This window comes from Butyrivibrio sp. AE3003 (assembly GCF_000686065.1).
GTDB classification, from domain to species: Bacteria; Bacillota; Clostridia; order Lachnospirales; family Lachnospiraceae; genus Butyrivibrio; species Butyrivibrio hungatei_A.
Map to the genome: position 1 here is coordinate 2,466,471 of NZ_JMLX01000001.1, position 21,114 is coordinate 2,487,584.

The 21,114-nt window shown below is 43.2% G+C and carries 22 protein-coding genes; 2 read left to right on the forward strand and 20 right to left on the reverse strand.

Features of this window, described 5'->3' with window-relative positions; genetic code table 11:
* Positions 1-15: 15 nt before the first annotated feature.
* The 11 genes from atpG to CD00_RS0111920 all read right to left on the reverse strand — a co-directional run bounded on the left by atpG (position 16) and on the right by CD00_RS0111920 (position 8,967).
* Positions 16-876: an ATP synthase F1 subunit gamma gene (atpG, locus tag CD00_RS0111870; protein WP_026656158.1), complete on the reverse strand. Its 861-nt coding sequence runs from the start codon at positions 874-876 to the stop codon at positions 16-18.
* Positions 877-891: 15 nt separating this feature from the next.
* On the reverse strand, positions 892-2,421 hold the full coding sequence (gene atpA / locus CD00_RS0111875; RefSeq protein WP_026656159.1) for a F0F1 ATP synthase subunit alpha: 1,530 nt from the start codon (positions 2,419-2,421) through the stop codon (positions 892-894).
* A gap of 24 nt (positions 2,422-2,445) precedes the next feature.
* Complete coding sequence (gene atpH / locus CD00_RS0111880) at positions 2,446-2,985, reverse strand: ATP synthase F1 subunit delta (protein ID WP_026656160.1); 540 nt, start codon at positions 2,983-2,985, stop codon at positions 2,446-2,448.
* Positions 2,986-3,004: 19 nt separating this feature from the next.
* A complete protein-coding gene (gene atpF, locus CD00_RS0111885; protein WP_034462099.1) occupies positions 3,005-3,532 on the reverse strand; it encodes a F0F1 ATP synthase subunit B in 528 nt (175 codons plus the stop codon).
* Between the two features lie 33 nt (positions 3,533-3,565).
* On the reverse strand, positions 3,566-3,847 hold the full coding sequence (gene atpE / locus CD00_RS0111890) for an ATP synthase F0 subunit C (RefSeq protein ID WP_026656162.1): 282 nt from the start codon (positions 3,845-3,847) through the stop codon (positions 3,566-3,568).
* A gap of 66 nt (positions 3,848-3,913) precedes the next feature.
* Complete coding sequence (locus CD00_RS0111895; protein WP_026656163.1) at positions 3,914-4,684, reverse strand: F0F1 ATP synthase subunit A; 771 nt, start codon at positions 4,682-4,684, stop codon at positions 3,914-3,916.
* 10 nt (positions 4,685-4,694) lie between these two features.
* Positions 4,695-5,105, reverse strand: a complete 411-nt coding sequence (locus CD00_RS0111900; protein WP_026656165.1) for a hypothetical protein — start codon at positions 5,103-5,105, stop codon at positions 4,695-4,697.
* Between the two features lie 27 nt (positions 5,106-5,132).
* Positions 5,133-5,390 carry an AtpZ/AtpI family protein gene (locus CD00_RS0111905; protein WP_242827237.1) on the reverse strand — a complete coding sequence of 86 codons (258 nt, stop codon included), beginning with the start codon at positions 5,388-5,390 and terminating at the stop codon, positions 5,133-5,135.
* Positions 5,391-5,657: 267 nt separating this feature from the next.
* Entirely contained in the window at positions 5,658-7,466 is a 1,809-nt protein-coding gene (gene aspS / locus CD00_RS0111910) for an aspartate--tRNA ligase (protein WP_026656167.1), read from the reverse strand.
* 127 nt (positions 7,467-7,593) lie between these two features.
* A complete protein-coding gene (locus CD00_RS20720; protein ID WP_034462101.1) occupies positions 7,594-8,259 on the reverse strand; it encodes a hypothetical protein in 666 nt (221 codons plus the stop codon).
* Between the two features lie 60 nt (positions 8,260-8,319).
* Positions 8,320-8,967 carry a hypothetical protein gene (locus CD00_RS0111920; protein WP_026656168.1) on the reverse strand — a complete coding sequence of 216 codons (648 nt, stop codon included), beginning with the start codon at positions 8,965-8,967 and terminating at the stop codon, positions 8,320-8,322.
* A gap of 356 nt (positions 8,968-9,323) precedes the next feature.
* Here CD00_RS0111920 and mgtE point away from each other — a divergent pair, with 356 nt between their 5' ends.
* Both mgtE and CD00_RS0111930 read left to right on the forward strand, forming a co-directional pair.
* Positions 9,324-10,679: a magnesium transporter gene (gene mgtE, locus CD00_RS0111925; RefSeq protein ID WP_026656169.1), complete on the forward strand. Its 1,356-nt coding sequence runs from the start codon at positions 9,324-9,326 to the stop codon at positions 10,677-10,679.
* Positions 10,680-10,717: 38 nt separating this feature from the next.
* Positions 10,718-11,224, forward strand: coding sequence for a helix-turn-helix domain-containing protein (locus CD00_RS0111930; RefSeq protein WP_026656170.1), 507 nt, complete (start codon positions 10,718-10,720; stop codon positions 11,222-11,224).
* A 95-nt stretch (positions 11,225-11,319) separates the two neighbouring features.
* Here CD00_RS0111930 and pflB read toward each other — a convergent pair whose 3' ends face one another.
* The 9 genes from pflB to rapZ form a co-directional block, all read right to left on the reverse strand.
* The gene (pflB, locus tag CD00_RS0111935; RefSeq protein ID WP_026656171.1) at positions 11,320-13,584 is read right to left on the reverse strand and encodes a formate C-acetyltransferase; all 2,265 of its coding nucleotides are present in this window, start codon (positions 13,582-13,584) and stop codon (positions 11,320-11,322) included.
* A gap of 167 nt (positions 13,585-13,751) precedes the next feature.
* Entirely contained in the window at positions 13,752-14,480 is a 729-nt protein-coding gene (gene pflA / locus CD00_RS0111940) for a pyruvate formate-lyase-activating protein (RefSeq protein WP_026656172.1), read from the reverse strand.
* A gap of 32 nt (positions 14,481-14,512) precedes the next feature.
* Positions 14,513-15,274 carry a Crp/Fnr family transcriptional regulator gene (locus CD00_RS0111945; protein WP_026656174.1) on the reverse strand — a complete coding sequence of 254 codons (762 nt, stop codon included), beginning with the start codon at positions 15,272-15,274 and terminating at the stop codon, positions 14,513-14,515.
* A 19-nt stretch (positions 15,275-15,293) separates the two neighbouring features.
* Positions 15,294-15,854: an NUDIX hydrolase gene (locus CD00_RS0111950; RefSeq protein ID WP_026656175.1), complete on the reverse strand. Its 561-nt coding sequence runs from the start codon at positions 15,852-15,854 to the stop codon at positions 15,294-15,296.
* Positions 15,855-15,871: 17 nt separating this feature from the next.
* Positions 15,872-17,671 (reverse strand): Na/Pi cotransporter family protein, encoded by a 1,800-nt coding sequence (locus CD00_RS0111955; RefSeq protein WP_026656176.1) that lies wholly within the window; start codon positions 17,669-17,671, stop codon positions 15,872-15,874.
* A gap of 118 nt (positions 17,672-17,789) precedes the next feature.
* Positions 17,790-18,707, reverse strand: a complete 918-nt coding sequence (locus CD00_RS19425; RefSeq protein WP_051594181.1) for a GNAT family N-acetyltransferase — start codon at positions 18,705-18,707, stop codon at positions 17,790-17,792.
* 256 nt (positions 18,708-18,963) lie between these two features.
* Positions 18,964-19,227: an HPr family phosphocarrier protein gene (locus tag CD00_RS0111965; RefSeq protein WP_026513510.1), complete on the reverse strand. Its 264-nt coding sequence runs from the start codon at positions 19,225-19,227 to the stop codon at positions 18,964-18,966.
* 13 nt (positions 19,228-19,240) lie between these two features.
* Complete coding sequence (gene whiA / locus CD00_RS0111970; protein WP_026656177.1) at positions 19,241-20,182, reverse strand: DNA-binding protein WhiA; 942 nt, start codon at positions 20,180-20,182, stop codon at positions 19,241-19,243.
* 3 nt (positions 20,183-20,185) lie between these two features.
* A complete protein-coding gene (gene rapZ, locus CD00_RS0111975) occupies positions 20,186-21,061 on the reverse strand; it encodes an RNase adapter RapZ (protein WP_026656178.1) in 876 nt (291 codons plus the stop codon).
* Positions 21,062-21,114: the final 53 nt, after the last annotated feature.

A 21,114-nucleotide genomic window follows, 5' to 3' on the forward strand; every position in this document is an offset into this window, starting at 1 on the left:
GTTAAACTCCTTTAATTATAGTGTAGCACCTGCAACGATCTCTGTGATCTCCTGCGTGATGCTTGCCTGACGTGCTCTGTTGTAGTACAAGCTCAATGTATCGATCATCTCTTCTGCGTTATCCGTTGCAGCCTCCATCGCTGTTCTTCTGGCTGCAAGTTCACTTGCATAAGATATGTTGATACTTGAGTATAAAATGCCCGCCAGATATTCCGGAACGATGGCATTGAACACCGTCTCACTGTCAGGTTCATACAAAATAAGGTCTCTTGCCTTTCCGTCCGATTTCTTTTCTTCCGAACGAAGATCTTCAAGCGGAAGAAGTGAAGAAGCGGTAGGCACCTGAGAGAGCATGGATACAAAATTCGTATAGCAAAGATGAATATGTCCGTACTCTCCGTTTTTGTATGCATCACAGATCAGTTTTGCAATCTGATAGCAGTCCGAAATCGTAACTTTGGCAACCTCGGAATATTCCTCTGTAAAGATAGGCACATTTCTGTGTTTGAAGTACTCTACAGATTTTTTTCCTATAGGAAGAACGGTTATCTCGTCGCGTTCCTTGGTCTCAGCTTCCATGAACTTGAAAAGATTGGAGTTATAGCCGCCTGCAAGACCTCTGTCTCCGGCAATGACTACATAGAGCCATTTGTCATTTTTACCACTCTGGGTAAAAGGAGATCTGAAATCCGTGTTGCCGTTTGCTATATCCGTCAATGTCTCAAGTGTGGTCTCGAGATAAGGCTTGGACTGATCCGCTTTTTCTTTTGCCTTACGAAGTTTGGATGCCGCAACAAGCTGCATAGCCTTCGTGATCTGCATAGTGCTCTGAACGCTCTTTATTCGGAGTTTAACAGCTTTCATATTTCCAGCCATCTTTAATTCCTCCTATTATTTTGCATTCTTCTGCTGCAAAAACTTATCTGTATATGCGTTCAGCGACTCTTTAAGTTTATTCTCAGTCTCAGCTTCAAGCTTACCTGTCTCGCGAATGTCTCTCATTGCAGCAATTCCTGAAGGATCGCTGTCAAGGAAGTCATAAAGACCTGCCTCATACTCCGCGATATCGGAAGCCTCAACCTTGATAAGAATGTTGTTTACAACGGCATAAAGAATAGCTACCTGCTTCTCAACAGGAACAGGCTGATTCTTATCCTGCTTCAGGACTTCAACGATACGTTCACCCTGTGCAAGACGTGCCTTGGTATCTTCGTCAAGGTCCGATCCAAACTGAGCAAAGCTCTGAAGTTCACGATACTGTGAATATACGAGCTTAAGTGTTCCGGCAACCTTCTTCATTGCCTTGATCTGAGCGTTACCACCAACTCGGGATACCGAGATACCGGGGTTAACAGCCGGCATGATTCCTGAGTGGAAAAGCTCTGTCTCAAGGAATATCTGTCCATCTGTGATGGAGATAACATTCGTAGGAATGTAAGCAGATACGTCACCTGCCTGTGTCTCAATGATAGGAAGGGCTGTAAGCGATCCGCCGCCGTTCTCATCAGAGAGTTTGGCCGCTCTCTCAAGAAGTCTTGAGTGAAGGTAGAAAACGTCTCCGGGATAAGCTTCACGTCCCGGTGGTCTTCTGATCAAAAGTGAAAGTGCACGATATGCAACCGCATGCTTTGAAAGGTCATCATAGATGCAGAGTACGTGCTTTCCTTTGTTCATAAAGTACTCACCCATTGCACAACCTGTGTAAGGTGAAATGTACTGAAGAGGACTGGGTTCTGAAGCTGTAGCTGCAACTACGATTGTGTAGTCCATAGCTCCGCCCTTCTTAAGGTCCTCAACAAGTGCCGTTACTGTAGAACGCTTCTGTCCGATAGCAACGTAAATACAGATAACGTCCTTGCCCTTCTGGTTAAGGATCGTATCAATTGCGATTGTTGTCTTACCGGTCTGTCTGTCACCGATGATAAGCTCACGCTGACCTCTACCGATAGGGATCATTGAATCGATAGCTTTGATACCGGTCTGGAGAGGTTCCTTAACCGGCTGTCTTGCAATGATTCCGGGAGCAGGTGATTCAACAGGTCTGTACTCTGTTGTCTCGATAGGTCCCTGTCCGTCAATAGGCTGACCGATGGCGTTAACAACACGTCCGATCATTTTATCTCCTACGGGAACGGATACGACTCTTCCCGTACGTTTAACAGTCTGTCCTTCGCTGATTCCTACATCCTCGCCGAACAAAACCGCTGATACTACTGTTTCCTCGAGGTTCTGAGCCATTCCGAATGTACCATTCTCAAACTCCAAAAGCTCTCCCGACATACAGTTCAAAAGGCCGCTTACTCTGGCGATACCGTCACCGACGGTAAGAACTGTACCTGTCTCGTTTTGGATTATTGCATTCTGATAATTCTTTATCTGGCTTCGAATGACCTCGGATATTTTTTCTGGTTTTAGTTCCATATTATCCTCCGACGTAATTTTGGTTTATATAATTGTCTCGTCGACTCGTCTCTTAAGTTCGGATAACCTGCCTTTGACCGTTCCGTCAAAAAGCTGTCCCTCAAGATCAACACGGACACCACCTAGGATTCCGGGATCTACCTTCTGTCTGAGCAAAACTTTTTTGCCGCTTATTCCCTCAAGCTTCTCCTTGAGTTTGGCTACTTGTGAATCATCAAGCGCAACAGCCGATGTAACAAGAGCATCTGCGATGCCGTTGTCCGAGTTGTAGCACTTTCTGAATCTCTTTCGGCAAGCCGAAAATTCTCTAAGCAAGCCTTTCTCAATAAGAATCTTGATGAAATTCAGAAGATACTCCTGACAGCCGTCTTTGAATGCATCATCGACCAGCTGCAGTCTCTCTTTCTTGGGAACCGAGGGTTCCGAAAGGAGTGTGATATAATCGGGATTCTCTTTAAAGAGTCCTTCAACCACCTCCATCTGTCCCAGTATTTCATCCGTAAGGTTCACTTCTGCTGCCAGATCATATAGGCTCTGCCCATAAAGATCTCCAGCTTTACTCATGATTACCTCTTTTCTTGGATCAAGCTCCGACTTTACTAATAAAGTCTTCGATGAGCTTCTTGTGATCGTTCTCGTTTATTTCTTTTTCAACGACCTTACCTGCAATATCCATTGCAAGTCCGCCGATTTCATCTTTAGCCTCGTTGATAGCTTTCTTCTTCTCCTGCTCAATATCAGCAGCAGCTCTTGCCTTGATATCAGCCGCTTCCTTCTGTGCATCCTGCACCAAAGCATCTGCCTTGGTCTGAGCCTCTTTCTGCGCATCAGATACGATCTGTGCAGCTTCGGAATGAGCTTTTGTAAGGCTGCTCTCATATTGGTCTTTAAGAGAATCTGCTTCTTCCTTGGCTTCTCTGGCTTCTTTTATTGCCTTATCCGCAAGATTCTGTCTCTTCTCAAGGATATTGTTGATTGGTTTAAAAAGAAATTTCTTTATCAAAAATACCTGTATAAAGAGGTTACAGATTTGAAGAATAAGGGTCCAGAAGTTCACTGTGACAAGTGCCTGGTTTTCTGCAGTCACTGCCAAAAGAGCCTTTATTCCCATATTGTTTCTCCTTCGTTACGAAAGCTCGTTTCATCAATTAAGGTAGTTCATGAACATTCCAGGTGCTACGAAAATAAGAAGAAGACCTGTAACGAAACCATAAATACCTGTTGTCTCTGCAACGGCACAACCAAGAAGCATTGTGCTTGTTACATCACTCTTACACTCGGGCTGACGTCCGATTGCTTCAAGAGCCTTAGAAACCGCAGTTCCTTCACCAATACCGGGTCCGATACCTGCGATAAGTGCACATCCTGCACCGATTCCACAACCTGCAAGTGCTATACCTTTAGCTAATACCTGAAAATCACCCATAATTTTTTTGCCTCCTAAAAACGCAATTTAATTGTTTTTTGTTCTTTAGTATTTTTTACTTTTTTGTCAGCCTTCTTCTGCTGCATTTGCGATGTACATAACTGTCAGCATACAGAAAATAAATGCCTGCATACATCCTGAGAACCAGTCAAAGTATACGCCTGTGATAGCCGGTAATCCGACTCCCAAGATCGGTATCTTTGAGAGGAAGTCTCCTACCGCTCCCGGAATAAGTCCGAGTAATGCGGCCGATGCCAATCCCAATGCCCAGTAGATAAGACCATCGATAACTACACCCGAGAGAATATTTCCAAAGTGACGGCACGCCATACTAACCGGCGTAGCAAGCTCTGAAAGAATATTGAACGGGGTCATAACCGCAATAGGTGTCGTAAATCCCTTTAAATATCCGCCAAATCCATTAGTCTTGATCTTAGTTGCGGTAATCATTGTAAATACCACAAGTGCCCAGGCGGCTTCTGTAGATAAGTCTGCTGTCGGACTTCGCAGTCCTGTAAGGCTGATAAGGTTTGAAACCACACTAGTAACAAACAGAGCCGAAACGAATGGAATCAACTTATCAAATTTTGTGCTTCCGGTGTTATTACGAACAAAGTTATTACCCATTTCAACTAGCATTTCCGCAAATGCCTGTCTCTTTGAAATGTTCTCCATCTTTAGATCCCTGGTAAGGAATATACACAAACCTGTAATTATCAGCATTACGATCCATGTGACTACAAGTGTCTCTGTAATCTTCAGATCTCCGAGAACGGGAATACCCGTACGGATAGTCGCGTATACCTTGGGGCCTACGACCGAGAATTCTTTACTCATATCTTCGCCTTCAACCTCCTTTCCCCGCAGATATAATCCCGCGTAATTTAATCACAATGCTGGGAACGAATAAGGGCGCTATACCCGCCACCGGATTGATGAACGGTAAAACTATAGAAAGAATAACCCAGAGAAACTGGATCATCGTTCTATACCTATAGCTCACTCCCATAGTCTTCCTAGCTCTGTCTTCATCCTCAATAGATGCTACCTTTTGCACAGATACCGCCATCCAAAAGAAATTACCTACAGCGATCAGATAACCGCCTATTCCGCCTATGATAACTTTTATGTCAAATGGCGCCCAATCGGGAACTACCATGTGCAAACAGAAAAATACAAGATACATTACAATAATGCCTACCGCTACCGATGCGGCAATTATTCCTGTTTCTTTTTTTACAGCCTTCTGTAATTTCATGCGCTGTCCTCTTTCCATCCGTAAATATCAATGATGCCTGTTGAAAGACACTTCGTTGTTGTTTTTCTTCTTTTTTTCTTCTTTGTTGATTACTTGCAGATACACCTTGTACGCAGTTGTAATAGAACCTCCAAGCCCCATGATAAAACCTGGTATATAGACCCACTCCCCTATCGAAAGCTTAGAGCATAACAGATAGCAGCACCCCAGACACATCAAAAGAGGCATTATCAAAGAAAGCCCCAGCTGACCGACCATAGCAAATTGACCAAGTATTTCAGACATTCGCTTCATTTGCATCTGAATTCTGACTACACTCCTTTTCTTATAAAAGTCGAAACAAACCTAATTTATATGATACTCTATTTACGTTCATTTCTCAACCAATCCCTGTCAATAAGCTACTTTTGCAAGGTTTATGCCAAAATTAGAAAAGCTACTGTTTTACGCATATAAGTGTCGCAATATTTAAAAAATGTCGCCTAAAATACAGATAATATAATCTGTTTTTAAGCGACATTGCCTTTAATATTTCATAAAATATTGAATTCTTTACTGTTCTTCTTCGACAGCAGTTGTCTTGATGTGAAGCTCTTCAAGCTGCTTGTCTGTTACGTATCCGGGTGCTCCCATCATAACGTCCGCTGCATTCTTGTTCATAGGGAAAGGAATGATCTCTCTGATAGAATCCTCTCCTGCAAGAAGCATTACCATACGGTCTACACCGGGTGCAATTCCTGCGTGCGGAGGTGCTCCGTAGCAGAATGCGTTGTACATGGCAGGGAACTTAGCCTTAACGTCTTCTTCGCCAAGTCTTACCATCTCAAATGCTTTTATCATAATCTCGGGATCGTGGTTACGAACAGCTCCCGATGAAAGCTCTACGCCGTTACATACAAGATCGTACTGATCCGCCGTGATAGTAAGAGGATCAATCTCGCCTTTCTCAGCCTTAAGAAGTGTCTCAAGACCTCCACTTGGCATAGAAAATGGATTGTGGCAGAACTCAAGCTCTCCTGACTCTTCACCGATCTCGTACATAGGGAAATCTACAATCCAGCAGAATGTATACTGCTCTTTGTCCATGTGTCCGGGAACAGCGGCGCCAAATGTCTTAACAACAACACCTGCTGTCTTCTGAGCAGCTCCAAGCTTGCCGCTTGAAAGAACAACAAGATCACCGGGCTTAATTCCGAGCGCCGAAACCACGTTATCCTTGATAGGTGCAACGAACTTAGCGATTCCGCCGACAAGTTCATTGTTTTCATCCATTCTGAACCAGTATGCCTTATTTCCTGACTGAACCTCAACATCTCCGATTGTCTTATCGATGAACTTTCTGCTCTCTTTGAAATCAGAAATAACTACAGCCTTGATCCTTACATCTGTTGCAGAGCCATCTTCTGCCTTAGTTGCAAAAGGTCCGAATCCGCAATCTGCAAGAACTTCCGTAGCATCCTGAACAGTAAGGTCGATCCTGAGATCCGGCTTATCTGTTCCGTATTTCTCCATTGCCTCAAGATAAGGAATTCTCATGAACGGAGCTCCTGAAGCACGGTCATAATTACCGTATTTAGCAAATATAGGAGGAAGTACATCCTCGATAACCGCAAATACATCTTCCTGTGAAGCAAATGCCATCTCCATGTCAAGCTGATAGAATTCTCCGGGACTTCTGTCTCCTCTTGCATCCTCATCACGAAAGCAAGGTGCGATCTGGAAATAGCGGTCAAATCCTGCTGTCATAAGGAGCTGTTTGAACTGCTGAGGCGCCTGGGGAAGAGCATAGAACTTGCCCGGATGTTTTCTTGCGGGAACAAGGTAGTCTCTTGCACCCTCAGGTGAAGATGCGGTAAGTATAGGTGTTGTGATCTCAAGGAAGCCATGCTCTGTCATAGCGCTTCTGAGCGCTGCAACTACATTGCATCTTAAGATAATATTCTTTTTAACCTCGGGATTTCTAAGGTCGAGGTAACGATATTTAAGACGTGCAGTCTCGTCAGCCTCTCTTGAATGATTGATCTCAAAAGGAAGCTCGTTATAACGGCAGCGTCCCAAAATCTCGATTGATTCGGGAACAACCTCGATATCTCCGGTTTCCTGCTTGGGATTCTTGGAACTTCTCTCCCTTACAACTCCCTTTACGGAAATTGTTGATTCCTTGTTGATTGCCTTGGCTGTCTTAACCATTTCCTCAGTCTCAAGAACAATCTGTGTTGTGCCGTAGAAGTCGCGAAGAACTACGAATCCAAGTCCGCTTCCGACTTCTCTCATATTCTCAAGCCATCCGACAAGAGTTACGCTCTCGCCGACATTATCGATACGAAGTTCACCGCAGTTATGTGTACGTGATTGCATCATTAGTGTTACTCCATTTCTGTATTATAAATCTGCATTAATAAAGTTGTGCGTGGCACGGATTTTATCCAATACCACGCACAACATTTTAGACCAACATTGTAATAGTTGCAAGCAAAAACGAGAAACCTTATTTTACTCTGTTTCCGCCCCACTCAACAACAGTAAAGCCTTCTCTGTTGAATTCATCCAGATACTGAGGATTAAGGCCCACATATCTATCCGAAGGATACCAAGCCATAAATACACGGATCAAAGTATCAGGTTTAGGCTCAATATCAAGCTTCGCCCCCTTAGTATAGGAACTTCCCTGGAAACTGATAACGTTGTACTTATTATCAACCATCTGAGGCAACCAGTATTCGATAAATTCCGATTTCTCAGCCTCATTAAGTCCGATCTCGGTAAGCTTATCTTCAAGAAAGGCTTCCGTATCTTCTCCCTTTACGCAAAAACCTGAGAAAAAGTTATAATTGCGATTGGGATCTCCTTCCCAATAGAGATAGTCGTACTTTTCTCCTTCATAGGTGATCGTTCCGTCTCTGTCGGCTGTTACTTTCCAGCCGTTTTCTATGTTGAAGATAGGATCAAGCTCGGTGAGATTGCCGTCATAATCCAGCGTTACAGAAACCTCTGTAGCGTCCTCCTCCGGATAAAGATAAATCACCGGTTTTCGGTCTATTCCAATTTCATCCGACGCATCGGATCCGGGGCAGGCATCTTCTGTTTTCCCATATCCGAAAACAATAAGCAACATGCCCATAACAATAGTTACAATAAGACACTTTTTGCCCATAAGACCACCTCCGATCTTCTATACATTAATTATATAATGTATATCGGCAAAAAGATATATTTACTTTACAACTTTTTCAATTGTCGTATTCTGTACTATACTATTGGGATTAAGCGCGAATGAATTAATGTCTCTGACTTTGTTATAACAAACAAGTTTGATGGTTATCATCTTGTTCTGTTTGAGAGTGCAAAACTGATACACCTCGGCATAAGGTGGCTCAGCAACTGTTTTTACACGAAGGTACTTACTTTTATTGCTCTTGACGATGTCGGTACTTATCTCACTTACCTTTACTCCCTGATTCTTCATTGAATTACGGATCTGGTCTTCGAGATTTCCAAAAAATTTTTTGATTGCTTCATCAGGCATGTTGTAAAGATCCTTGCCCTTAGTATCAAAATTCTCGACGGTTACCGACATTTCGCCTTCATTTGCAGAAATCCAAAGGTCATATCCACTTCCGGCCATAAGTCTTGAAACTTCAGAAGCATTCGTAAGGCGTCCGGTTCCATCGGAATAGATAGTCTTGCCACCCATAAAACATGTTCCGTATTCGGGAAGCACCATATTTACCGCAGTATTTCCATCTTCTACGCGAACCTTATTTTCTGCCGCATAAACATCTGTCTTACATATTCCCATAAAAAAGACAAACATTAAAATTGCAGTAACCACACGTTTCTTACCTATTAAATCCTTTTTCATTTTACCCCCACAAAATCTACATATACGCCCCCACAACAGTAACTCTTCCTCTTCTTTTTTGACACTATTAAGATAACTCATTCTTGCAATCATGACAACCCGATTTTTCCCAAAAATCTTTCTATACACAAGTCAACCAATTTGTGTTAAAGTTAATTTGCGTTATAGTTCACAGTCATTCAGACTGCAATTTTTTAACAATTATGCTCATTATCTTGAGCGTTTCGATTCACGTAAGTGGATAATCCCCGAAGGAAAGGTGGTGGTTTTTATGAAGTCAGATTCACATCGATGCGGCAGTGATCCTGCTCCTGGTCGAAGTACCATAAAAACCACATACGCAAAAGGAGATTATCATGGAATTACAAGAAGAGAAAACAATCGTTGAGATTCTAAAAGAGCTTCTTGAAGCAAGGCAGTACACCATGCTCCGCCAGACCATCTCAGAAATGAACACAGTTGATATAGCTGCCGCAATGGGTGAGATGGAGGATGAGGATTCACTTAAAATGTTCAGAATCCTCCCCAAGGATATGGCTGCGGATGTATTTGCCGACTTGGAACTGGATGATCAGCAGTATATCATTCGTTCACTGTCAGACCGAGAAGCTTCCAACATTATTGACAACTTAATGGCGGATGATGCCACCGACCTTTTGGAAGAGATGCCCGCCAGTGTAGTAAAGCGTATTCTGGCCAACGCGAGCCCCGAGACAAGAGCTGATATCAATCACCTGCTCAGATATCCCGAAGACTCAGCCGGAAGTATTATGACCGTGGAGTATGTAGACCTCCGTGAAGATATGACGGTCAACGACGCTATCGAAAGAATCAGGAAAAAAGGCGTAGATTCCGAAACTATCAACATCTGTTACGTTGTATCGAGACAAAAAATACTTGTCGGAACCGTTGCGCTCAGATACCTTCTTATAACAAAGCCCGATGAGATCATCGGCGACATAATGAATACCAATGTCATCAGTATCAACACGATGACCGACCAGGAAGAAGCAGCAAGAATCTTCCAGAAGTACGGCTTCACGGCAATGCCCGTTGTAGACAACGAGTCACGTATGGTCGGTATCATCACCATCGATGACGTTGTGGACATCATGGAAGAAGAGGCTACCGAGGATATCGAGAAGATGGCTGCTATCGTGCCGTCCGATAAGCCTTATCCCAAGGTAGGCATATTGGAAACCTACAGAAACAGAATTCCATGGCTGTTGTTCCTTATGGTCAGCGCCACATTTACGGGCGGAATCATAGCACACTATGAAGCAGCTTTGACAGCATTTGCACTGACCGCATACATCCCGATGCTTATGGATACAGGCGGAAATGCAGGTTCACAGGCAAGCGTATCAATTATCCGTGGATTGTCACTGAAAGAAATTGAGTTCAAAGACTTATTCAAGATAGTATGGAAAGAAATAAGAGTTGCGGTTCTTTGCGGTTTTACCCTTGCCGTTGCTAACTTTATAAGACTTCTTGTCTTTGCTCACGGCGTTCCGATCGCAACATCACTTGTTGTCTGCCTGACACTTTTTGTTGTTGTGCTCATTGCAAAACTCGTAGGTTGTTTCCTTCCCATGCTTGCATCACGCTTCGGCTTTGACCCGGCAGTTATGGCAAGTCCGTTCATTACCACAATAGTTGATGCATTGTCACTGCTTGTTTTCTTGAACATTGCAACCGCATTATTGGCATAGTAATATGACATCACAGTAAACATCGCCCCGGAGGAGATATGGGTAAGAAATCAGTAAAAGAGAATAAGAACATCTATTTCACATCGCGTGAAGAGGCCGGCCTGACCAGAGCTCAGGCAAGCGAACTTATCGGAACGATAAGTGACAGCCGCCTTGAAAAAATAGAAACAGATAAGACATCCGTTCAGCCGGAAGACGTTGCAGATATGGCTGTCGCTTATAAGAAGCCTGAGTTATGCAACTACTACTGCACTCACGAGTGCCGGATCGGAAAAGGCAATGTTCCCGAGGTTAAGATTTCATCATTATCGGAGATTGTACTTGGAATGTTATCCGCACTTAATTCTCTGGACAACCAGAAAGCTCGTTTAATAGACATAACAGCAGACGGGCGCATAACAGATGACGAACTCAAAGATTTCGCCGAAATACAGCGTCAGCTGGACAATATAGATATGACTGTTGAAGCCCTTAGGTTATGGGTAAAAAATACAATTGCAGAAGGCAAGATAGATGAAAAGAAATTAAAAGATCTGAAAGCTTAATTGCTTTCAGATCTTTTTATTAATATAAAAAGGACGACTCGATTATCTCGAGCCGTCCCTATTTATTTACATGTTATATTACGTACGATCTAAGATCAAAGTGCCTCGTGGCATGTACGTGCGATAACGTCGAGCTGCTGCTCCTTAGTAAGGTTGATGAACTTAACAGCATATCCTGATACACGGATAGTGAAGTTAGCATACTCAGGCTTCTCAGGATGCTCCATAGCATCGATGAGCTTCTCCTTACCAAATACGTTAACGTTAAGGTGGTGTGCACCCTGGTCAAAGTATCCGTCAAGAACGCTAACAAGCTTGTTTGATCTCTCCTCATCGTCGTGACCAAGAGCGTTAGGGTTCATTGTCTGTGTGTTAGAAATTCCGTCAAGAGCGTACTCGTAAGGAATCTTAGCAACAGAGTTAAGTGAAGCAAGAAGTCCTGTCTTCTCAGCACCGTATGAAGGTGATGCTCCGGGTGCGAATGAAGCGAATGCAGGTCTTCCGTCAGGTGTAGCACCTGTAGCCTTACCATAAACAACGTTAGATGTGATTGTAAGGATAGATGTTGTAGGCTCAGAATCACGATATGTGTGGTGCTTCTCGATCTTCTTCATGAATGTCTTAAGGAGCCATACAGCGATCTCGTCTGCTCTCTCATCATCATTACCGTATCTTGGGAAGTCTCCCTCTACCTTGTAATCAACAACAAGACCTGACTCATCACGAACAGTTGTAACCTTAGCATACTTGATAGCTGAAAGTGAATCTACAACGTGTGAGAATCCAGCGATACCTGTAGCGAATGTACGTCTTACATCTGTATCGATAAGAGCCATCTCAGCTGCTTCGTAGTAGTACTTATCATGCATGTACTGGATAAGGTTGAGGATGTTTACATAGAGTCCTGCAAGCCAATCCATCATGATGTCATATTTGTGCATAACTTCATCATAATCAAGTACGTCAGCTGTGATAGGAGCCATCTCAGGACCTACCTGCATGTGCTTGCCGTCCTTTGTAAGGAACTTCTCATCCTTACCACCGTTGATAGCGTAAAGAAGGCACTTAGCAAGGTTAGCTCTTGCTCCGAAGAACTGCATCTCTTTACCTGTCTGTGTAGCAGATACGCAGCAGCAGATGCTGTAGTCATCGCCCCAGATAGGACGCATAACATCATCGTTCTCGTACTGGATTGAAGATGTTGTAACTGAAATCTTTGCAGCATACTTCTTGAATGTCTCAGGGAGCTTAGATGTGTAGAGCACTGTAAGGTTAGGCTCAGGTGAAGGTCCCATGTTCTCAAGAGTATGAAGGAAACGGAAGTCGTTCTTTGTAACCATGTGACGACCATCCATTCCAAGTCCACCAACTTCAAGTGTAGCCCATACAGGGTCACCTGAGAAGAGGTTGTTGTATGAAGGGATACGAGCGAACTTAACCATTCTGAACTTCATTGTCATGTGGTCGATAAGTTCCTGTGCCTCTTTCTCTGTAAGAGTTCCCTCTTTAATATCTCTTTCAATATAAATATCAAGGAATGTTGAAACACGTCCAACTGACATAGCAGCACCGTTCTGAGTCTTGATAGCTGCAAGGTATCCGAAGTAAAGCCACTGAACAGCTTCCTTAGCGTTCTTAGCGGGAGCAGAAATATCAAATCCGTAAACGGATGCCATTTCCTTCATTCCCTTAAGAGCTCTAACCTGCTCAGAGATTTCTTCTCTCTGACGGATGATGTGGTCGAGCATTGTTCCGTCACCACAGTTGTTGTAGTCATCCATCTTCTTCTTGATGAGGTAATCGATACCGTAAAGAGCTACTCTTCTGTAGTCGCCTACGATACGTCCACGGCCGTATGTATCAGGAAGACCTGTTACGATGTGGCTGTGTCTTGCTGCTCTCATCTCAGGTGTGTAAGCATCAAATACTGCCTGGTTGTGAGTCTTGTGATACTCTGTGAAGATCTTGTGGAACTTCTCATTTACCTTGTATCCGTATGTCTCAGCAGCTTCTTCAGCCATCTTGATTCCGCCGAAAGGCATGAATGCTCTCTTAAGAGGCTTATCTGTCTGAAGACCAACAACCTGCTCAAGGTCCTTCATAGACTCATCAATATATCCGGGGCCATATGCTGTAAGACTAGAAACAACCTCTGTCTCACACTCAAGAACGCCGCCCTTTTCACGTTCCTGTTTCTGGAGCTCCTGAAGCTTGCCCCAAAGCTTATCTGTAGCTTCTGTAGGCTCAGCCAAAAAGCTCTCATCTCCGTCATAAGGTGTGTAGTTGTTCTGGATGAAATCTCTTACGTTAACGTCATCCAACCAGTGGGTTCCCTTAAACCCGCGCCATGCTTCGTTCATTTTACGTACTCCTCGTTAAAATATTATCATATGTATTGTTCGAGATTGATGATATCACCTGTTACACATCCAAACATTGATTGTAATCAAGTTTTGAGTTTTTCTTAAAATATTATTTAACTCCATCAAAAAAGACAGCTCCATTGCGCAGCTGCCTTCTCATGATATTATTTCCCATTTAATATTTTCATTGCATTTTCAACTCTCTCTTTTGAAGGAGATTTAACGCCGTCGAGCTTGTAAGGAATACCGAGTGTCTCGAACTTATGCTGTCCCATCGAATGATAGGGAAGGACCTCAATCTTTTGTACATTGGAAAGAGTCTCTATAAACTCTCTTGTTCTCTTAAGGTACTCATCATCATCGGTTATTCCGGGCACGAGCACATGACGGATCCATATGGGTTTTGAGATATCCGACAGATACTTGAATCCGTCGAATATATTGTCATTCGGAAGCCCTGTGAGCTCTATGTGCTCATCCTTGTCGATGTGCTTGATATCAACAAGTAACAGGTCCGTATACTTCATAAGTTCCTCAAACTTGGAAAAGAAAGGCTCCTCACGCGTAAAAGGCTGAAGTGCCGTATCTATGCATGTATTGATACCGCGCTCTTTTGCCTTCTTAAAGAGCTCGATCAAGAAGTCTATCTGAAGAAGCGGCTCTCCGCCGCTTACAGTAATTCCGCCTTCTGTTCCCCAATAGCTTCTGTATCTTTCCGCAAAGTCCAGAAGTTCATCGGGAGTACGCATATCTTCCGAATTGGGATCCCAAGTATCAGCATTGTGGCAGTACTTGCATCTTAATTTGCATCCCTTTAAGAATACGATAAATCTGATTCCGGGTCCATCAACCGAACCGAATGTCTCTATTGAATGAATTGCACCTTTAACCATTGTTACTCCGTTTCATAAATAATCTGTATAGATCACTGATAAATATATATTTCCCTTAATGCATCTCTGTCGAGCACCCTGATCTTGGCATGTCCGACTCGCTCAATAAGCCCGCTCTTTTCCATCTCCCTGAGTTTCCTGCTGACAGTCTCTGTTCGAAGATTTACACTTGCGGCAATGTCATCGAGTTTTAATACTATGTCATCGCCCACACTCCTGTCAACTCTGTACATCAAAAAGCCCGCCAGTCTGGCCATCGGGTCTTTTGTGGAAAGAAGCATGTTCCTCTCATTGGCATCGTGGAGTTTTTTGCTCAAAAGAATGATGATATTCATCGCAGCCGAAGGATCGTCCACAACTTTAATGAAATCATCCCTGTGTATCTGGCAAATAGAAGCATTTGTAAGGCAAACCGCAGAATAAGGATAAATACTGCCATCCAAAAACATGCCTTCCCAAATGATGTCATGATCTGCAAGAATCGTTATGATCTGCTCTCTTCCGAGAGAATCGTATCTGCAAAGCTTAACTCTTCCTTTTCGTATTATGCATATGGAATCAACGGGTTCGCCTTCTCTGAAAAGATAACTGTTCTTCTTGAGAGTCTCATGAACAGAATGCTCCATAAGGCTTACCTGCGCATTTACAGGAAGTCCCTCGATAATAGGGACACTCGCAGTGCATAGTCCACCGCACTCCTCACAGATATTGAGCCCTATGATTCCTCTTTTTAACTCTTCTGCCTGGCTCCGGCCCTGATATATTCCTTTTTGTATCTCTTTCTTATCATTCATAAACAAATACCGACTCTCATTACTCCTTCGACCATAAGTAGCAATACGCCTGCGTCCTTGCAGCAAAAGGCTGAGTCTTAAGCAGTTCTCTTACTTCTTTTTTGGTATACCAGCCGGGTACTATCTCTTCCAATGTCGAGCTGCTTTTTGAAAAAGTTCCCGCCGCCTTTCCGACGCAGCAAAGGTTCTTTTCATTTGAGAAACCGACTGCACTGTAACTTTCGCCAATCCACTCGTCAATACTGATTATATCAAGTCCTGTTTCTTCCTTGAGTTCTCTTCTTGCGCTCTCCTCCGGTACTTCACCGGGATCGATAAGACCTGCAGGGAAGTTGTATACCCATGCGCCCGGTGCAAGTCTGAACTCTTTGTTTATAAGTATCTTTTCCCCAGTCTCATCGTGCATGATAAGCACAACTGCATCGATCTTGTTGTTGTGAATATCGTCATATCCCTTGAGATCGGGATTTCTGCTGATTATCTCGTATGTCTTATCCTTGTTATCAACAGTTTTGTAATGAAGGTCGTAGCGGGTAATGAACTCGCCCTGCTCCTTTTTCTCTAAGTACTGAAATTCCATAAATAATCACTCCTGCATTAAAACTTAACAGAAGGAAGCTGATATTTTCTCTCGTAGAAATCAACTGCCTGCTCAAAGCCTTCTCTTTTATCCGCTTTGAGCGTTTCCAAATACTCGTGTGCATCGTACGCATCATCATGCACCTCAATAACGCCTACGGCGATGTTGCTGCAGTGATCTGCGATACGCTCATAATCTGTTCCGATATCACTAAGGTCAAAGCCCTGCTCAATGGTACACTTGCCCTTGCGAAGCCTTCTCACATGACGCCTTTTTATCTCTTTCTGAATGCCGTCAATCGCTTCCTCGAGAGGCTCTATAGACTTTGCTATCTCGACATCACGTGTTTCAAACGCTTTTATAGACATATCCACGATCTCTTTTACCGCTGATGCGAATATATCCATCTCTATCTGACCCTTCTGGGTAAACTCTCTCTTATTCTCCGCCATACCCTGAGCTTTCTGCATGATGTTGAGAGCATGATCGCTTATTCTCTCATAGTCGGTGATGCAATGAAGAAGCATTGTGAGTGTATGGCTGTCTTCGGGAGCAAGATGATGGTTGTTTATCTTCATAAGATAAGTTCCAAGCTGGTCCTCGTACTGATCGACTTTGCGTTCAAGATAATCGACATCCTGCGCCACTTCATCTTTGTAATCCGTAATAAGTGAAACTGCCTTATCAAGGGCATCTTTTGACATATTTGCCATCTCGACCGCAGCAAGTCTGGCCTGTTCAAGCGCAAAAGGAGGGTTCGCAAGGAAAAGAGGATCCAAAGTTCTGATTCCCTGCTGCTCTTCCTGCTCCTTTTTCTCCTTATCATCTATAGGAATAGAGCTGAGTGCGAGATTTACAAGCACCCCTGAGAAAGGAAGCATAAGGGGCGTTGCAATAAGATTAATAAGTGTATGTATCCCCGGAATTCCCGCAAGTCCGACTTCCCGGTGCATAAAGGAGAAATTCATCACGGCATTCAAAGAATAAAAAATTATCATAAACAGTAATGCTTTTATGAAGTTGAAATACAAGTGCATAAGAGCTGTTCTCTTACCATTCTTGTTTGCGCCAAACGATGAAAGAATCGCTGTGATACATGTACCAACCTCAGCGCCTACAACAACAGGTATTGCTATGTTGAAATACACAGGTATACTTCCCGATATCGCCTGAAGCACACCGATTGTTCCGGCTGAACTCTGAATGAGCATGGTAAAAAAGATTCCGACCATGAATCCGATAAGAGGATTGCTGAACTTCATAAGAAGGCTCTTAAATCCTTCATTATCCTTTAGCGGAGCGACAGCATCAGACATACTGCTCATTCCGAACATCAAAACAGAAAATCCGAGAAGGATTGTTCCGATATTTTTCTTTTTCTCACTTTTGGAAAACATATATAGCCCGATACCTATAAGAGCCAAGAAAGGTGTGAATGACCTGGGCTTTAAGAGTTCCAGCCACAAATACTTTGTGCTGTTAAGATTATTAAGTGTAAGAATCCATGCCGTAAATGTCGTACCAAGGTTAGCACCGAGAATAACGTTTACTGCCTGTTTAAGAGTTACGATTCCTGAATTAACAAGACCAACTACCATTACGGTAGATGCAGATGATGATTGAACCAGTGCGGTTACACCGACACCGAATAAATACGCGATAATAGGATGTTTGGTGACTTTGGCAAGTACGCTCTCAAGTCTTCCGCCTGCGGCCTTGGTAAGACCTCCGCTCATAACGTTCATCCCATACAAAAACATTGCAAGGCCTCCGATTAGCCCTGCCACCATTTTAAAACTGTCTAAAAATTCTTTCATTTCACCTCCATAGGCACTCTTCGTTAAGGGCTCTCTACCCTTCGTACCTATCCATTTTTTATCTCTATTGTTACAAATCTATTGTATAGGATGCCGTCAAAAAAAGCCACAAATAAATTTAAGCACCAAATCTCAGCATCAGCCGCACGTATTCTCCATAGGTGGGTCCGCCGACCGGCTCGATCTTCTCGCCGACATACTCTCTTCCGTATATATCTTCCTCGACAGACACCGTGTCCAAAACCTTAAATCCCAGTTTCTTGCACAGATTAATGGAAATCTCATTCTCGGCTTTTACAAGGGTCTGAACCTTATCAAACAAAAGGATATCCCTGCCGTATTCAAGAACCGCCTTGCACGCCTCATAAGCATAGCCCTGCCTCTGAAACTCTTTTCCGACAAGAAATCCAAGTTCAATATCATCAAACCCGTTCCTTACGGAGTAGCCGACTCTTCCGATAACCCTGCTATCCTTGCGCCTTACAAGTGTCCATACGCCAAAACCCATGAGGCCGTACACCTTCTCAATATAATCCTTCTGATATCTCTTTTCATCTTCGGGATTTTCAAAAAGGCCTTCCATATATCTGGTCATCTCGGGATCTTTATACAGCTTATAGAACTCGTCCACATCATCAAGCGTCGTTTCCCTCACAAGGAGCCTTGTAGTCGTGAGCACTTCCCAGGGCTCACCCGCGTATCTCTGATAAGCCTTCACGAATGAATCCAAGTCGACTTCGTCAATGTCGGAAAAAATATATTTCACTCCCGGAAATTCTTCGTTCTTATTTAATGGATGCTCCACTCCGACCACGTAGAATCCAAGCTCCGTCGCTTTTACGGTATTTTCTTTCCTGTCGGCAACGACAAGCATTTCTTTATCAGTCTTATTATCTTTGAAAAAATCCTGTGCCCCGAGCACCTCAGCTTCGATACCGCACTGATTTATATATTCCCTTGCGGATTCTATGCTTTCAGTCACCTCGTTGTTTTTCAGATTTTCTTCATCTATTACAAACGCAACCTTCTTCAGCACAAACTTTTCCTCCGAGAATAATTATAATACATAAAACGCCCACATTACGATAAATGCGAGCGTTCATAATTTGTTTACAATTCATTAAAAGAATGGTTACTTCAAATCATCTTTTGGACATACCTGCTTGTTATTATAATATTGTCAGATGAGTTGAGACAGACAATACCAATTAAACTTTTTCATAATGTGCCGGGTAAGAGAAGCTTACCCGGCATCCTCCCTTTAAAAAAGGGCTTTTTTTAATTAATGAGTTTTATTTCTTCTTGTTTCCGTGAAGAAACATCTCCATGTCAGCAACTGCCGACTCTTCATCGCTTCCTTCTGCGATAACTGTTACTTCTTCTCCTGTGTTCAGACTAAGTGTCATCATTCCCATAATGCTCTTTGCATTAACTTTCTTGGACTGAGCCTCGATATGAACAGTACTCTCGTACTTACTTGCGAGCTGAACAAGCTCAGCAACAGGTCTTGCCTCCAGTCCTCTGGGCAACTTAATCTCGATAGATTTTGTCAACATAATAATTCCCTCCTCATCTCAGCTTATCCGCAAGCTCGCTCAGTTTCCTAAGCCGATGATTAACTCCTGACTTACCTACAGGCGGATCAAGATACTTGCCCAATTCAAGAAGCGTCGCATCAGGGTGTTCAAGCCTGACCTCTGCCATCTCCCGCAAGCTCTCCTGCAAGCGATTAAAACCATAAAAGTCTCTGATATATGTAATGTCCTCTATTTGCTTAGTCGCGGCATTAACAGTCTTTGTTATATTGGCGACTTCACAATTGACTCTCCTGTTTATGGAATTTCTCATCTCTTTTACAATCCTGAGATTCTCCAGATTCATAAGACTGATCGGAGCTTCCATTATATTCAGAAGATCAACAATACCGGAGCCTTCCTTCACATATAAAACAAAATATTTCTTTCGTCTGACTATCCTTGCCTCAATATCAAAGCTCTCTATTATCTCCTGCAACCTAAGTGCCTGATTCTCATAGTCACAGACAAATTCCAAATGATATCCCTTGTTGGGATCGCTTATGGAACCGATGCACAAGAAAGAATCGCGAATGAAGGCTCTCTTACAACATGATTTTCCTGTGATAAGCGGGCTCACCCCTTCCCCGAAAGGTCTGAGGTTCCCGTCACCGTCAATCACTCTGATTGCCTTAAGACACGATTCAAGAAGTTCCCCTTCTCCCAGTACAGGCCTGTAAACACGCCCATTTACCTTGATATCGGGGGATTCTTCCAAAAAGCTAGTTCCTATATTAAATGCTTTTTTTATTAATGTAAAGAACTTTCTAATTACAGCCTCATTATCCGGCTGCAAATAAAGCATTATCGGCTTACCGTTTTTTAGCTCAATATAGCCCGTGCTGTTAACAATGGCTGCTATCTCCGCAAGCCTGCAATGCCTCGACGCACCTATGCGTTTTGCAAGTTCTTCTTTTACGTCGGATGAAAAAGACATATCTCACCTTGCCTGCTTCACATCTCTGTGTAAGAGCTTGATTCCAAACTTACCGTCTCCGGCTTTCAACCTGTTATACAGTTCGTTGGCGATTGTTACACTTCTGTGCTGGCCACCGGTACATCCGATAGCAACAACAAGCTGATACTTACCTTCTTTGATATATCCGGGAATCAGGAATTCAAGCATATCCGTCAGCTTATCCAGGAACTGCCCGCATTCCGGAAAACTTTTTACATAGTCCTGAACCGGCTTGTCATTTCCCGTCTGATGTTTGAGATCATCTATATAAAAAGGGTTCGGCAGGAACCTAACATCAAACACAAGGTCTGCGTCCGACGGAATTCCATATTTAAAACCAAATGAAAGCACCGTCACCATAAGAGAATTGTACTCTTCGTTTCTTACAAAGATGCGGTCAAGTTCTTCGCGAAGTTCCCTTGTAAGAAGCTTTGAAGAATCGATCACATAATCCGCTCTCTTTTTTACCTCCGTAAGAACCGCTCTCTCTTTGGCAATTCCGTCCTCTATACGATTTCCGATATCATTGACATTCATCGGATGAACACGTCTTGTCTCTTTATATCTCTTTATAAGAACTTCATCGCTTGCGTCCATATAAAGAACTTCAATGGGAAGTCCTCTTTCTTTCAGAGTGTCGATGATTCCCGCAACCTCTTCAAACTTCTGGCCCGCTCTTGCGTCAATTCCAAGTACGACTTTGCTGATCCCGTTATCCGGTACTGCGACAAGTTCAGCAAACTTCTCTATAAGAAATACAGGAAGATTGTCTACGCAATAAAAACCTGCATCCTCAAGCATATGTATAGCGGTCGATTTACCACCGCCGCTCATTCCCGTAACAACTACGAATCTCATGGTTTAAACCTCTCACGTATATAAATAAGTGCTCTGCTTTTGGGATTCTCACT